Below are 14,669 nucleotides of genomic sequence, written 5' to 3'. Positions count from 1 at the left end.
CGCCGATTTCGGTTCCGGCGGAGCGAAGTCGTTCAAAGCGAATGTCGCCTCTACGGTGGGAGGCAACATTGAGATCCGTCTGGACAGTCCGACCGGTACGCTTGTCGGGACATTGAATGTTACGGCTACGGGCGGAGCGCAAACGTGGAAAGAACTGCAGACCGCGGTGAGCGGCGCAACGGGCGTGCATCGCGTATTCTTCGTGTTTACAGGCGGGTCAGGCAATCTGTTTAACTTCGATTATTGGCAGTTCTCCACCGATGCGGCAGGATCTGGCTCAGGTTCTGGCTCCGGATCGGCAACGAGAGTGGAAACCGAGAATATGACACTTGGCGGGACCTATGCAGGTAAGATCACTTCACCTTTCGCCGGGGTAGTCTTATACGGCAATAATGACAGTGCCGGCTTTGATCAGTACTTTGCATACGGGACGCACACGTTCTCCCTCCGGGGGGCATCAACGAACTCAGGCACGGCTCAGGTTGATTTGCAAATCGGCGGAACGACCGTTGGCACCTTCACCTTCACAGGCACGACGCCGACGGTTCAGACCTTGTCCAATGTGACGCACGCAACGGGGGCCACGAACGTCAAGCTGATCGTTACAACGGATAACGGAATGTGGGACGTGCAGTTGGATTATTTGGAATACACCTTATAGTTCGGTCTTAAAACGATGCAACAATTGCGGCGAACGGCGGCTTCATCAGCCATGTTCGCCGTTTTTTTATATTGTAAGCTCAATCGAAGAATCCAATTGCGGATGTTCAATGAGGGTCAAATGTAATAATAAGGGGTTGTGAAAAGAATATCGAATGATTGAACAATTTGGTGCCTAATAATGGGGAAATAGGTAAATGGCAGGCACTTCAAGTATTTTAGAATGGACTCTCGTATCGGAATGTCCAATACCTACGAATAAAGATTGATTGTGAAAGACATACAAGGTCTGACAGGGAAGAAGGTTGGTATCGATAAGGTGGTGAAGAATATTGACAAGTATAAATCCAGTCGTAACGGTTTAAGGAATAGGAAAAAGCATTATCTTCGGTGCGGGAAATTGGGTTTAGCGCACCCGAGCACCGGATACATGGCTTTGCGCCTTAGTTTCGGCTTTGTTTACCGCATAGATGCCCGAGTCGGAATTGTGATTGTTTAGTATTCTTATCATGTTCAATTCTAATCATGGGGTGATAGCATGTCTGTTTCCAAGCTTACCATTGAAGATAAACGTTTTTACGAAGAGAACGGTTATTTAATTGTGCGTAAAGTGTTCTTGCAAAATGATGTGGACGAACTTAATGAAAGATTTCGTCAGATATGGTTGGACCTCGTTCGCGATCAGAAAATCAAACAAGATATCGATAGGCCCCTAGATAGTCTGTTTTCTCCTCTAAGGGACTTTCATAGAGAGGATGATCTTGTAAAATCATTCATACTGGATAAAAGGGTGATTGAATTACTTGAGAATTTATTAGGAGAAGCCCCTCTTGCAATCGTTAGCAATTATCACCTGAAGCCACCGGGAGCGGAAGGGATGGGAAATCATCAGGATAATTACAATATTGGCGTTAGTCCCGATACTACGCATGCTGTGTGGGTAAGTCTGGACAAGGCAGATCCGCAGAACGGGTCCATGTACTTCTATAAAGGGACAGGATCATGGGAAATAAAGACTCCGGATTCTGCAAGTGGTGCATGGGGTGAAGGGGAACATCTTATCGTTGAGGGTCAAGAGACGATTGAATTGGTGACAGAACCGGGAGACATAATCATTTTTAATGGACAGATTGTTCATGCTTCTCATCCAAATCAGTCATTGGACCGATATCGGAGAGCAATTATTACTCATTATGCACGTTCAAGCTCGGAAAAAACGTATCTAAACTTCAATCAACTGTTGGATAAAGAGGGGAATCGCGTGAGACGACGATTGAATAGTCTTCCTGGGAAGAGGTGAATCTGAGGAATGAACATATATACAAAGGAAAATCTTGAGACAAACGGATATATGATCGCAAAGGGATTGTTTTCAAAAGAGCAAGTGGATATTCTGAAGCTTGAATACGAACTGATTTGGTTGCGTTTAATTAAGGAAGGCAAGGTCTCGTTAGAGAAAGAGAATCCTATAGCGAGCCTCTATCCTCGCTTGAGAGATTATCATCAAGAGTCGGATACAATTAAAAAGCAAATATTAAGCCCACGGCTAGTAAGAACCGTTGAAGAATTAATCGAAGAAGAATCTTTAGTCGTTTCCACGAGTTATTATTTCAAAGGGCCAGGAGTACAGGGACTTCCAGACCATCAAGATAATTTCGCCATCGGGGCAGCACCTGGTACAACCTGCTCCGCCTGGATTAGCTTAGATTCCTCTTATCCAGCGAATGGAGGATTATATTTTTATAAGGGATCTCATAAACTCGGCTTACTTCCTCCCATCCGCAGATTAGACAATATTCAAGAATCATTCTCCGATTACGGACAGATGTCCTTGCTTCCTGATAATTATGAAAAAGTATACTTGAGTACAGAGCCCGGGGATGTCGTTATCTTTAGTGGCGATACAGTTCATGGATCGTTGAAAAATGAAACGGCACATACATTTCGTCGTGCTTTATTAGTGCATTTTGCAGGCGTGGGATTAGAACGACTCATTCTAAATTTTAATAATTTAATTGATAGAAACGGAAATAGAGTAAGAAGACGGTTAAATACAACGCCTAAAATTACTGAAAATCATGGATCTATCTTTGCGGTTACGGAAGGAAATTATTATGGTAATAACGGCTGGACGCGCAGTAAAACAAAGTCTAATGAATAATCCATATTCTGAATGGTCATTTCATATGGCTCATTGGGGAAATCAACCCGAGGAGGGTATGGAAATGATTGCAGAGAAGGGATTCCATTTTTGTGAACTGGGAAGCAAACAGTTACTATTACGTGATGAGGAATATTGGAAATATGAGTTAAAAAGATTGAACTTACAAATCTCTTCCGTGTTTGAGTTCGGTCATTTCGCCCATTGGGGCCATAGACGCCAAATATATATTAATCATGAAAAGCTGGCTAATAAACTAGCTTTTCTAGGAATTCCTATGGTCACGCTAGGTCCTGGAATTCAGCTTAGCAAGACGATGGAACAAGAAGATTATGCTAGGATGGCTTCTCAAATAAAAGAAACAATAAAACGGTATACTTACAAGGGTATAAAAGTCGCTATTCATCCGCATTTTGGTCATTGTATTTTTAAGCTAGAAGATATCGAATGGTTGACTCATTCCATGAACAGTGAGATCTACCTTGTCCCAGACCTTACGCATTTACATCTGGCAGGGATAAATATCCTTGCATTTATCGAGCATTATTTGCACGTAATTGCTGGATTCCATATTAACAATATCAAAGCTGTACAAACAGCTGTATACACGATGCGTCATACTCGTGGAACTTCGTTGGATGATGGCATAATTCCCTGTGCAGCAATATTGAATATTCTGCAAAGGATAGGTTTTACAGGGGGCATGACAATGGAATTCGAAAACGTATTTGAGGAATCTATCGAATGTTTAATTGATAACAGTATACGCTTCGTTGAGCAGCGTAAGTTACTGTCTAGGAGGGAGGATCTATGACAGAAGGGTACTACTTGTCTGTTTATATGCATATTGATCCCATATGTTATTTTACCCGAAGTGAAATCCGTCACGATCAAAGCATTGCGCTGTTTCGTGTTATAGATGGTCGGATTGAATTGGTTTGCTGTTGGGAGTTGGAAAGATTCACAGGGATCAAACAACATGGACAGTCTTTCTACAGCGTGAAACAAGCTAAGGATGTCATTGAAAGTTTGCTGCAGACGTTGAATCTTTCATTAGAAGATATGGTCGAGATCTGGGGAACTCCACAACTTCAGACGAACGATAGCAGTTTCCTGGCCTCTCAGACAGAATGTCCGTACATGTCCTATCACAGCCTCTCTCATCTGTATTCGGCAATCTTCCTCGATTCCTCTATATTCTATGGAGGCTCCATATTAGGATTAGCCGTAGATGGAGGTCCTGATTCCGTTATCGATCGTTCCGAACGCTTAGACAAAAATTATTACGCTGCTTGCTATGTGAGTAAGGGGAAGGTTCGATACGCACCGATCAGTTCACCCGGTTATATTTGGGCTGAAGCAAAAAACCTTCTGGGTCTAGAGGAAGGAACTTTAATGGCGCTTGCTTCGGGATGTACAAGCAAATTTTCTTGCGAGGTAAGTCCTATATTCATTTCTGACCTAAGTTCTATGATGCCTACGCGTAAATATATCAAAGATATATATCGACAGATTGAAGAAGTGTCTTCAGGGGACGCAAGAATTACTGATTGGGATTCCCGGTTCACGGAATTCGAGAATAAGGCAAGTATGACAATGAAGATTATTCAGCAATCCTCGATTTGTATTATGGAGAATAACGTTGAGAAACTAATTCAAGAGTTCGATATTACTCCCTCCCAGACGTATTTGGCCGTTGCCGGGGGTTACGCATTAAATTGTCCGACCAATAGTCATCTCATGAATAAATATGGCTTTAAGGGGTTTATCGCACCTCCTTGTGCCAATGATTCAGGGTTATCAATAGGAATGGGGCTCTACGCTTTTTACTTAAAGATGAAGTTGGAAAGCAAACAATTACAATTTAATTTGCCGAATGCATTTGCAGGAGTTGCCGATGATGGAGAGGAAGCAATTCAAATGTACGATGAATATATCGTTCAGAGCTCCCCGTTACAACTTGATCAAATTGTCGAGGATATTATGCATGAGCCAATCGTTTGGTTTCATGGACGAGCTGAACTAGGTCCACGCGCCCTCGGCAATCGCTCTATTCTGGCTAATCCTGCTTCAATAGAAGCAAAGAATCATATTAATAAAATTAAGAGAAGAGAATGGTGGCGCCCAGTCGCACCAATTATTCTTGAAGAAGAGATAGGAAACTGGTTTGAGCAAGCGGATTCCTCCCCTTATATGCTTCGTACGTTTCAAGTAAAGCCGAAAAAAAGGAAGTTAATTCCAGCCGCACTTCATTTGGATGATTCCGCAAGAGTTCAGACAATAAATGAGGTACAGAGTCCTCTTCTGTATTGTATTTTAAGTCATTTTAAAGAAAAAACAGGAATTCCGATTATTTGCAATACCTCACTCAACGATAAAGGCGAACCTATTGTGAATAAGGTAAGGGAGGCTCTTCATTTTGCCGTAACAAAGGGGATTCGAATTATTTACATTAATAGTATACGGTACGAGTTGCATAATCATGAAAACTATCATGTGTCCAAGCCTCGCGTTCGGCAGGTGAATATGAATAGTTTTAACTCGGAGGAAGAGGAAGCAGAAGCATTGCAAACCGTTAACCCTTATGGTATTCCGTTTGAAACGCTGGATTTCTATAAGGATGTTGTTGAACGAATAAATCCAAAGGAGTCTCTCGATGCGTCAAAGGAGCAGGACGCCCAGAAAATAATTAAAGAGGTCAAGTTCTATAGACGGTTAAACGATTACTCCAGTGGTGAATAGTAGAACAAGGGGGGGATGGGGTGGAACGAATATTTTTCGGATTAAGCGGAGGACTTGCTCCGCTTAATCGCTGCTTGCCAGCAGCTAGGATTTTAAAACAGAAAGGCTATGAGGTCGCATTCAGCGTCTACGGAGCAAAGGCGGCAGAAGTCGTTAAAGATAACGGTTTTATTCACTTAGAAGATGCCGATCCTATGCAACCGACACAGGATGCAGTAAAAATAAGCACGGTCTTCTACAACCTTGATCATTACTATGCTCAGCGTGGTTTTACTGATGAGCGCTTTGTTGAGCAATGGATAGCAGGGCGTATAGAGATGGTTAAGCAGTATAAACCAAGGGTAGTTATCTCTGACCAAAGTCCTCATACTGCTATTGCGGCTAAATATTTCAACCTTCCTTTAATGGCCATAGGACAATCCTGCTTCCATCCGTTTGGAGAAGCTTTGTTCTTCGAAGCACGGGCCGTCCCGCCTGGAATGAGGGTAACGCCTATTTTTAATCGTGTATTGCATTCGTTGGGACTCCCTCCTATTACCAAAGTGGAAGACTTGAATTTGGGGGACATTAATCTTGTATTGGGCGTTCCAGAAATGGATCCGATTACAATGGACTCTATTAAGTATGCTGGGCCGATTCTATCTTGGATACCGATGCTCAAGAAGAAGGAAAGTGAGTCTTCTTGTCCTCTTATTCTCGTCGAACCCGGGCACGAGGAGGACTCCATAGGAGTTAGCATTTACGAGTGGGTAAAGCGTATTATAGATGCCTTGTACGATCAACCATACCGGGTGAAAATTTTATTGTCAGAGAGATTGCCACGAAGTTGGAGGGAACGGATGAAGCCCGATATGGAGCTGGTACCCGAGTTCTCTCCCGATATTGTCTCTGAAGCAGCGCTAATGATTCACTCTGGTACCCACGGAAGCTGCATGAAGGCAATTGTTTCAGGAATACCCTCATTAATATTGCCCACACATACAGAAAGAGAGTTTTATGCACGAAAGCTTGCTTCACTCGGGGTTGGTGAGTTCATTCTACCCACCTCATATAATAGCACCGATTTAATAAAAACAATCACGTTCATGTTGAAACGAGGGTATAAAGACAAAGCATGCCGGATTGCAGAAAGTATAAGTCAAAGGCCTTATGGAGGCAAGGAGCTAATGGTCGAGTTGATATTATTACTTGCCGGAGATTAAAAAGGCAGCTCTCAAAGCGTGTAGTCGCTTGAGAGCTGCCTTTTCTAGTTGTAACTTTATCCTAATAGATCCCGAATAAGCGGATGATGCCGGTTTAGTGGAAGCCTGTTTATTTGACCGTTTTTGTCAACAAGTTGATTGTTGAAGACAAATACGCTCTCGCTGCTGCGCGGTATAAAATGAGTGGTAAATGCCTTTCGAAATTGATATCTGGAATTGTTGGGGAAAGAACCATGAACGACAAAACCATTAAAGGCAACGACATCACCGGCTTGAGTCGTCATATCCTCCATCCAATAACCATGAGGCAGGAGAACGGGGTCTTCTTCGACCTGGGGTACCCTCGAAGAAACAAGTCCGTAACGATGGCCAGCCGGAGTTTGGGAAGAATAAAGTCCTTGCTTGTGACTATAAGGAATAAAACAGAGTCCGCCATTCTCTCTTGAGGTGTCTTCCAGACTAACCCATAGTGCACAAGAAGGCTGCGGAGATGCGCCGACATCGTAATTATCTTGGTGAAGTAGGAAGGAGTTTTTGCCTGGAGGTTTGAAAAAAAAGGTCGTTCCGACGGCGAGAGCTTCCTCTCCTAGCAACTGCTCGACTAGACCGAAATACTTTGGAGAGGTTAAAAATTGAAAAACATAATCATTAGTACGGAACGTCTCGTGTAGTTCCGGATAGAGGCTGGATAACGGATAGTGGCTATCCTGCACAATGCTCTTGTCTTTTATAAAAGCTAATCTAATTGCTTCATGCTCCTGTATCATTCTCGAAGTTTCTTCCTTCGAAAATACTCCTTTAATAACTGTATATCCCCGATCCCAATAGGACTGTCGTTGAGCCGCACTGATTCGCAACGGACGATCCCTCCTTATTCCGGATAACTGCTAATGCCTATAAAATTGCCGTCCGGATCTGTGACCAGACAACGTTTTAATGCATTCTCATGATGTTCAATATTGCTGACGGGAACATGGGAAGCTCTTAGCTTTTCATGAACGAGCTCAATATCAGAAGTGAAAAAATTGAGAACCGGACAGGGTTCATGACCGGCCATTAAATTCAACGGCTCCATATTCGGAATATGAACAAGCGTTACATAGGGTGCTGAGTAATCATTAGCTGTCAAGCTGGCATATTTTTTGTAAACCCAGAGTAGTTTTAGGTTAAAATGTTTAATGTACCAATCCATGGATTTTACAATATTGCGAACGGGTAAAGCAATGCTGTCAACTCGAAAATCAGGGCTGTCGCTCATAGGTTCCCTCCAAATGTACAGTTTATATGATAAATGTAATTTTTTAATAATTATGATGCTCGGTATATATTGTGATGAGAATAGTACCAATAAAAAGCCGAGAAGTATTTCCCGGTTCAAGGTAAAATTTTTTCAGAAGGAAAGGAGGCAACGAATTTGATTATCAGCTTTGACATCAAAAAAGGGCACGAGCTTAGAGTAGCTGAACAATTAGACTTCATTTGCTTTGTATCGGAATCAATAAACCATGTTAAAGTGAACGCTTCAAAGCTTGAAATTGATATGGATAAATGGCCTGATCAGGAGATGCTACAAAAAATCGAGCAGGCACTTCGAGTTGCAGAAACTTTTAAATTAGTACCTAGCAGAATCATAAGGACAACTTCAAAGCGAAAACAATCAACAGGAAAGATGATACCTGTCTCAACTCACGGCGGATTGATGTTAAAGGACGATGAGACAAAGTATAAGCAAGCGTTGGATGGGTATTTGCAAAAAATGTTCTCAAGTAATGGAGCGTGTATACGGGAATATCCGACCTTTTTGCATGAAGATATTATGAATAAATGCCAGTACAATCATAATTTCCCTCAGCACACTATGAGAGTAGCAGCTATCCCTCACAACAATGAAATTATGGGTAATTATAGAGCTGATATAGTAGCTGATAAGGATACTGCAAGTTATTTTCGGATGCAGCCATTCTACCTTCGTCCATGTATTTGTTATCATGCTTACGAAGAGTTCTCAAACTATGATTCTCAATCTCTTATAAAGAAAATAACTGCCGGTGGCAAATGCTTCAGGAATGAATTGGTGGGTAAAAGAGGGGAAACTAGGCTACTAGAGTTTCATATGAGGGAATTTGTGTTTGTCGGTACGAAGACGGAAGTCCTTAATATTCGCACTGAAATGATGGATCTGATTTGGGACTTATTTTTGAAGTTGGGGTTAACGGGCAGCATAGTCAGCGCAAACGATCCATTTTTCACGCAAAATGAAAATAATAAGTCCGTTTATCAGAGGGCTGCAGAGTTAAAGTATGAGTTGATAGTATCGGGTAAAGGTGACGAAGATGGTTATAGTATTGCTTCATTTAACTATTGCGGAAGTGCGGTTTGTGATGCATTTGGTTTGAATGCTAATGATGTGCAACATCATTCAGGTTGTGTGGCGATAGGCATAGACCGATGGATCCAAGCGCTCCGAAGCACTCATGGCCCGGACGTTTACAATTGGCCTGTGGAATTTAGGGATATTCTCGAGGAGGAGAGACGATGAGGCAATTACCTCTCTACGAGAATCCAGGATTTGAGACAGAATGCTATCATAATTTGAGGCTGAGCATTTTATTCTCCTCACAGACAACTCCACCGTGGTTTCTAAGCCGCTTCACCAATTTAACCCTTCTGAGCAATGATAGCCAATTCCCAGTTATACGGTTCGAGGATCACTTGAGCTGCTATACAGAGGTACTCGATGAACGAGGTCCGGACCATTCGGCAACTTCAAGATTATTGGAGTACATCGCAAGTGAGATTGATAAAGGTCAATATATACTTATATTTTTAAACTGGAAATATATCGAGGTTTCACAATATTTCGGTCTAAAAAACTTGATTCACGAGGCATTAGTCTATGGCTACGATAAATCAAAAGATGAGCTTTATTTGGCGGGTTTTGACGTAGACGGGAAAAAATACGGCACATTCGTCCTAAAATCGGAAGAATTGCTAGAGGCATATAATCAAGCGGCAGATGAACATGACAGAAATAGGTGGCTGATACCTTATGGTTATCCAATAGCAAGCATCGCTTTGCAGGAAGAAAAGCTTAGTTGCTGGGATTTTAGAAATCTTTACTTTGCTTTCGATAAGGGAAGGAACGAGTACGCATTTCATTCTCCCCGGACATTCGTGCTCGGCTCCAATGTCGCCGCGTTTTTAGCGTACTATTTTGAGGAGATTGCAACAACTGTTAGGGTTGACCCAGAGGAGTATGTGCTGTGGAATATAAATATTCATAAGCTGTTGATCCATAATCGTGTAATGATAAAGAGATGTGAGGCATTACATGAGAGGCTCAACCATCCCTTGCTGGATAAAGCCGCAGCATTATATAGGAAACGAAATATCGAAATATTGAATGTGAAGCTTCTTTCCTATCGCTATCAAAAGCATAATGACGGTTCTTTGCTGTCGGAAATCAGCAACAGGTTTCAACGGATCTATGAACAGGAAAAAAGAGGGATTCCGCTATTAATGGAGTATTTAACTATATTACCTGCCGGCTAGAAATGGAGGAGAAGAATCGATGAATGAAGCAACAATAACGACAATAGAGAAGTTTAGACTGGCGAGTCTGGGTTGTACGGGCCCAGTAACGGATATGGGGACACAAGTCAACGAACTTTGGGAAAGATTTGTTCACGTAGAACCGGAGCGTGAATGGCTGCAAGAGGGCTATTATTGCGCACACATTCCTATCGAGAACATTTTTTCTTTTCACATTGGCAGAGTTATAAAAGACAGAAACGATGTACCATCCCAAATGGAAACATTCATTATTCAAAAACATTCCTACGCTACCGTACGACACCAGGGGCCTGAGAGCAGTATTATTCGTACGTATCATCTGCTTTTTAAGTGGATAAAAAAACAAGGTCTCCAGAGAGATCCGTTTGCACTTCAATTGGAGTATCATCAAACCACAAGAAGAACCGGTATTGAGATATTGGAGTTTGATATATTTATTCCTTTGAAAGGCGAAAATTGGAAAGATCCTTATTCCCAATAACACTTATATAATGGAGGATGAACATATGAACATGGATAGATTGCAAATCGAGGAGTTGGTCATCGGGTGTTTGAAAGAGGTATTTAAGGATGGCCAGCACGTAGATAAATCCAGCAAACTGCTTGAAATGGGGATGGATTCGATTAACTTTATTCGGTTAGTCGTTGATTTAGAGGGAGTATTCAACATAGATGTCCCTGACGAGGAAGTGCTACTCGATAATTTTAAATCGGTCGACTCCGTTAGTGATATCGTTGAACGCAGCCTGCAGTCATAGGCGGGTATATTGGAGGTCTTCTCATTGAGATTGGCGATTCGAGGATACATGAAACTGTATGCCGTATATTTAGCTGCAGAATGGAAAAAAATGATTGCCTTGAGCATTCTTTTGTTGACAGGGACATTGATTCAACTAGCAAACCCGCAGCTGCTTAAATTATTTATAAATCATTCTATGCATGAGAGCGGTTACCAGTCCATATTGATTCCCCTAATGTTTATTCTCCTATCGATCGCGACCCATCTATTCAGCTTAGGGGCTTCCTATCTCGGTCTTTTCATTGGATTAAAAGCTACGAATGCCTTAAAGGTAGATCTGCTTAGGCATAGTTTGTCACTAAAAATGAGCTTCTATGATCGTAACCTGCCCGGTTCTATGATCGAGCGAATTGATGGTGATGTCAATCCACTCGTTCACTTTTTTTCACAAATCGTTGTGTCGATCACCACCAATTTTCTTGTGTGGACCGGAATAATTATTTTGTTATTTTTAGAAGGCTGGCAGATAGGGATTACAATGCTGCTCTTCTCAGCGGTAGCGTTTTATATCATTATTCGTACACGAAAATTGATTATTCCTTATTGGTCTAAGCTAAGGGAGCTTACAACTGAGTATTATGGTTTACTACAAGAACGAATAAGCGCATTAGACGAAATAAGAGTAAACGGAGCGGCCAACTATACGATTCGACTAATGAGCAAGCTTTTTGATAGATGGCTGATTCTACAAAGGAAAGCAATTACGTGGGGGAGTATTCCGTGGGTTGTATCGGTAATGCTGTATCAGATGGCCATGGCCTCAGCCTTTATCATTTGCTATTACTTATCCAGACACGGCGCCATTAGTTTGGGAAGCATATATGTTGTTTTTTATTATTCAGGCCTGTTAATTAAACCGCTTGAAGATATCCGAATTGAAATGGACAATCTGCAGCAAGCGGAAGCAAATATTAAGCGAGTTAATGAACTGTTTTCCATTGAACCGGAGGAACAAAAGAGTTCAATTTCATGGAAAAGCCTGCTCCATTATTCGATTAGGTATGAGGATGTTTCTTTCTCTTATAGCACATCCGGGAATCTTCTGCTGCAGAATATCAATATACATGTTAAGCATGGAGAGACCTTATGTATTTTAGGACGAACAGGGAGTGGCAAATCTACGTTGGCGCGACTACTAACGGGATTATATAAACCAAAGAGCGGTCGGATTGTCATAGGCGACGTTCAAGTTGAAGAGATTACGACTCACGAACTAAGGGATGGCATTGGTTATGTAACGCAGGAGGTACAACTGTTTCATGGTACGATACGCGATAACCTGACCTTATTTAACCCATCGATTGAAGACTTTCAGATCATTCAAGCGTTCGATGAATTGGGACTCACAGAGTGGTACAGGGAACGGGATAAGGGCCTGGACTCACTAATAGGACCAACTAACTCAAAGCTATCGTCAGGTGAAGCGCAACTGCTGACGGTCGTACGCGTTTTCCTAAAGGATCCTAAGATCATCATATTGGATGAGGCAACATCGCAGTTGGATATTTCAACGGAATTAAAGTTAAAACATGCCATACAACGATTATTGCAGGGGCGAACCGGCATAATTATAACCCATAGAATAGAATTAACGGATTTAGCGGATTGCATTATGATATTGGATCAGGGAAATGTGAGCGAATCCGGCTCAATGCAGGAATTATCGAATCAAACGAACTCGCAATATAGGCAATTATTAGCGCGGGGAATAGAAGGGGGACAACCATGAGTCCGCTGCTATTTTTTAAGAGAATGATTGCGCGAGAGTTACCGAGATATACGCTTAACGTTCTGGTATGGCTTATGTTCTATACTTCTCCAATCGCTTTAGGCTTACTGACCCGAATGTTTTTTGATTCGGTATCGAATCAATCGGAGGCAGGCGTAAATCTATGGGGAGTGGTTGTTGGGTTTATTACAATCGCTGCATTTCGCAGCGCTTCGATTGTAATGGGCTCATGGACAGATGCGGACTATCGTTTTCGGATTACATCAAGGCTCAGATTAAATCTCATGCGTGTATTAATTAGTTCACCGGGAGAAGCAGTATCGGGTTCGCCTTCGGAAACAGTTAATTATTTCAGGGATGATGTTAATCAAATTGATGATACGTTGACAGGATTATTGGATGCAATATGTATCTTTATATTTGGAATGCTTTCATTTTTTATTATGATGCGCATAAATCCTTTCATCACTCTGTGGGTAATGGTTCCGTTAATGCTAGTTCTGCTGCTTGTACACCTATTGTCTGGACGTCTCCAGTCGTTAATGAGTGATTCACGTGACTCTACTTCTGCTCTTAGTGGTTTTCTTGGGGATATCATGCAGATAGTACAAGCTATCAAAATTAGTTCTGCGGAGAAGGATATTGTCTCTCAATATGGTCTTCGTTTGAATAGTAACCGGCAAGTAATGCTGAAGCATCATTTATTCAATCAAGCCATGAGACATGCCTCTTCGAATATTGTTCAGATCGGAACGGGATTTATTCTACTAGCGGCCTCCATTGGAGGAGCAGATGGCAGAATGACGGTGGGCGACTTATCACTCTTTGTAATTTATTTGAGTTATGCAGCTGAATTCATTCAATTCTTCGGAAAAATCACAGGTGATTTCAAGCAGGCCAAGGTGTCTATAGACCGTTTGCAGCGGTTAATTGGAAGACCGAAAATGCATGGCGTAGTAGGAAGGGCCTCGTTGCTTAATAGTCCCGTTATGAAAAGACCAGAGCCGCTTGAATTGCTTGAGGTGCGAGGATTAACCTATAAGTACCCGGTAGGAAATAAAGGCATATGGGATATTGGATTTACGGTAGCTAAGGGCGAGATTGTGGTTATTGCAGGCAAAATAGGCTCCGGAAAATCCACTTTACTTAAGTGTATTTTAGGGCTTATTCCTATTCAGGAAGGTGAGGTGCGTTGGAACTCACAAGTAATGATTCAGAGTGAGGCGATGGTTTCCCCTGCGGTGGCATATGTTGCTCAATCACCGGCTATTCTTAGCGGCACATTAGAAGAGAACATTAGATTCGGGTTGGATGACATAACAGAAGCCGAAGTGCAAGAAGCTGTACAGTACGCTGCACTAAACCCGGATGTGAGTTTATTGAATCATGGACTTCAAAGCCAGGTAGGATCGGGAGGGATAATGGTTTCCGGAGGTCAGAAAAAGCGTATTGCCATTGCAAGAGCGATACTACGTTGTACTGATCTTCTAGTGCTCGATGACTTCTCAAGTGGCCTAGATAATGCAACAGAGGAACAAATACGACAACATCTTTACGCGGATGGAAAAAAAGGGTGTATTATAGCCACTCATAATACGAACCTTCTGCGCAACGCTCATCGGGTAGTTGTATTAAGCGACGGGAAGGTAGAAGCAATTGGAACGCCAGAGGATTTAATGGTTCGAAACGAAACTTTTCGTACGCTTGTTCAGCAGCCGGTATCTTCTATTGACAATGATTGCTAGACTGGACTATATTTAATACGATTTACAACAAATAAAAAATATAACAAAGGAGACTAAC

At 42.0% G+C, this 14,669-nt stretch carries 14 protein-coding genes; 12 read left to right on the top strand and 2 right to left on the bottom strand.

Features of this window, described 5'->3' with window-relative positions:
* The 6 genes from PKO01S_RS11190 to PKO01S_RS11160 form a co-directional block, all read left to right on the top strand.
* On the top strand, window positions 1-661 hold a 661-nt coding region (locus tag PKO01S_RS11190), incomplete at its 5' end, for a carbohydrate-binding protein (protein WP_127531427.1).
* A gap of 537 nt (window positions 662-1,198) precedes the next feature.
* Window positions 1,199-1,960 (top strand): phytanoyl-CoA dioxygenase family protein, encoded by a 762-nt coding sequence (locus tag PKO01S_RS11180; RefSeq protein WP_127531426.1) that lies wholly within the window; start codon window positions 1,199-1,201, stop codon window positions 1,958-1,960.
* Window positions 1,961-1,969: 9 nt separating this feature from the next.
* Complete coding sequence (locus PKO01S_RS11175) at window positions 1,970-2,821, top strand: phytanoyl-CoA dioxygenase family protein (protein WP_127531425.1); 852 nt, start codon at window positions 1,970-1,972, stop codon at window positions 2,819-2,821.
* 64 nt (window positions 2,822-2,885) lie between these two features.
* Window positions 2,886-3,635 (top strand): sugar phosphate isomerase/epimerase family protein, encoded by a 750-nt coding sequence (locus PKO01S_RS11170; RefSeq protein ID WP_164779573.1) that lies wholly within the window; start codon window positions 2,886-2,888, stop codon window positions 3,633-3,635.
* Window positions 3,632-5,563 (top strand): carbamoyltransferase C-terminal domain-containing protein, encoded by a 1,932-nt coding sequence (locus tag PKO01S_RS11165; protein WP_127531423.1) that lies wholly within the window; start codon window positions 3,632-3,634, stop codon window positions 5,561-5,563. Before PKO01S_RS11170 ends, PKO01S_RS11165 begins: the two co-directional genes overlap by 4 nt.
* A 20-nt stretch (window positions 5,564-5,583) precedes the next feature.
* Window positions 5,584-6,765, top strand: a complete 1,182-nt coding sequence (locus PKO01S_RS11160) for a glycosyltransferase (RefSeq protein ID WP_127531422.1) — start codon at window positions 5,584-5,586, stop codon at window positions 6,763-6,765.
* A 56-nt stretch (window positions 6,766-6,821) separates the two neighbouring features.
* Here the strand turns inward: PKO01S_RS11160 and PKO01S_RS11155 are convergent, their stop codons facing one another.
* Together PKO01S_RS11155 and PKO01S_RS11150 are read right to left on the bottom strand one after the other, a co-directional pair.
* Complete coding sequence (locus tag PKO01S_RS11155) at window positions 6,822-7,622, bottom strand: phytanoyl-CoA dioxygenase family protein (protein WP_164779572.1); 801 nt, start codon at window positions 7,620-7,622, stop codon at window positions 6,822-6,824.
* Window positions 7,623-7,636: 14 nt separating this feature from the next.
* Window positions 7,637-8,023, bottom strand: a complete 387-nt coding sequence (locus tag PKO01S_RS11150; protein WP_127531420.1) for a VOC family protein — start codon at window positions 8,021-8,023, stop codon at window positions 7,637-7,639.
* 156 nt (window positions 8,024-8,179) lie between these two features.
* Here PKO01S_RS11150 and PKO01S_RS11145 point away from each other — a divergent pair, with 156 nt between their 5' ends.
* The 6 genes from PKO01S_RS11145 to PKO01S_RS11120 are packed head-to-tail and all read left to right on the top strand — an operon-like array spanning window position 8,180 to window position 14,611.
* Window positions 8,180-9,304, top strand: a complete 1,125-nt coding sequence (locus tag PKO01S_RS11145; RefSeq protein WP_127531419.1) for an aminoacyl--tRNA ligase-related protein — start codon at window positions 8,180-8,182, stop codon at window positions 9,302-9,304.
* Window positions 9,301-10,317 carry a hypothetical protein gene (locus PKO01S_RS11140; RefSeq protein ID WP_127531418.1) on the top strand — a complete coding sequence of 339 codons (1,017 nt, stop codon included), beginning with the start codon at window positions 9,301-9,303 and terminating at the stop codon, window positions 10,315-10,317. Before PKO01S_RS11145 ends, PKO01S_RS11140 begins: the two co-directional genes overlap by 4 nt.
* Before the next feature lie 19 nt (window positions 10,318-10,336).
* Window positions 10,337-10,819: a GyrI-like domain-containing protein gene (locus PKO01S_RS11135; protein WP_127531417.1), complete on the top strand. Its 483-nt coding sequence runs from the start codon at window positions 10,337-10,339 to the stop codon at window positions 10,817-10,819.
* Between the two features lie 25 nt (window positions 10,820-10,844).
* The gene (locus PKO01S_RS11130; protein ID WP_164779571.1) at window positions 10,845-11,096 is read left to right on the top strand and encodes an acyl carrier protein; all 252 of its coding nucleotides are present in this window, start codon (window positions 10,845-10,847) and stop codon (window positions 11,094-11,096) included.
* Between the two features lie 24 nt (window positions 11,097-11,120).
* A complete protein-coding gene (locus PKO01S_RS11125; protein ID WP_127531415.1) occupies window positions 11,121-12,866 on the top strand; it encodes an ABC transporter ATP-binding protein in 1,746 nt (581 codons plus the stop codon).
* Window positions 12,863-14,611: an ABC transporter ATP-binding protein gene (locus PKO01S_RS11120; protein WP_127531414.1), complete on the top strand. Its 1,749-nt coding sequence runs from the start codon at window positions 12,863-12,865 to the stop codon at window positions 14,609-14,611. Before PKO01S_RS11125 ends, PKO01S_RS11120 begins: the two co-directional genes overlap by 4 nt.
* Window positions 14,612-14,669 lie beyond the last annotated feature (58 nt).

Origin of the sequence: Paenibacillus kobensis NBRC 15729, from assembly GCF_004000825.1 — a bacterium.
GTDB lineage: Bacteria > Bacillota > Bacilli > Paenibacillales > Paenibacillaceae > Paenibacillus_T > Paenibacillus_T kobensis.
The sequence above is the reverse complement of the archived record's forward strand: the minus strand, read 5'-3'. Positions and strand labels throughout refer to the sequence as shown.

Coding starts and splice junctions, on each gene's coding strand:
- PKO01S_RS11180 (WP_127531426.1), top strand. CDS start 1,199: ATGTCTGTTTCCAAGCTTACCATTGAAGATAAACGTTTTTACGAAGAG.
- PKO01S_RS11170 (WP_164779573.1), top strand. CDS start 2,886: ATGATTGCAGAGAAGGGATTCCATTTTTGTGAACTGGGAAGCAAACAG.
- PKO01S_RS11135 (WP_127531417.1), top strand. CDS start 10,337: ATGAATGAAGCAACAATAACGACAATAGAGAAGTTTAGACTGGCGAGT.
- PKO01S_RS11175 (WP_127531425.1), top strand. CDS start 1,970: ATGAACATATATACAAAGGAAAATCTTGAGACAAACGGATATATGATC.
- PKO01S_RS11120 (WP_127531414.1), top strand. CDS start 12,863: ATGAGTCCGCTGCTATTTTTTAAGAGAATGATTGCGCGAGAGTTACCG.
- PKO01S_RS11140 (WP_127531418.1), top strand. CDS start 9,301: ATGAGGCAATTACCTCTCTACGAGAATCCAGGATTTGAGACAGAATGC.
- PKO01S_RS11165 (WP_127531423.1), top strand. CDS start 3,632: ATGACAGAAGGGTACTACTTGTCTGTTTATATGCATATTGATCCCATA.
- PKO01S_RS11150 (WP_127531420.1), bottom strand. CDS start 8,023: ATGAGCGACAGCCCTGATTTTCGAGTTGACAGCATTGCTTTACCCGTT.
- PKO01S_RS11130 (WP_164779571.1), top strand. CDS start 10,845: ATGAACATGGATAGATTGCAAATCGAGGAGTTGGTCATCGGGTGTTTG.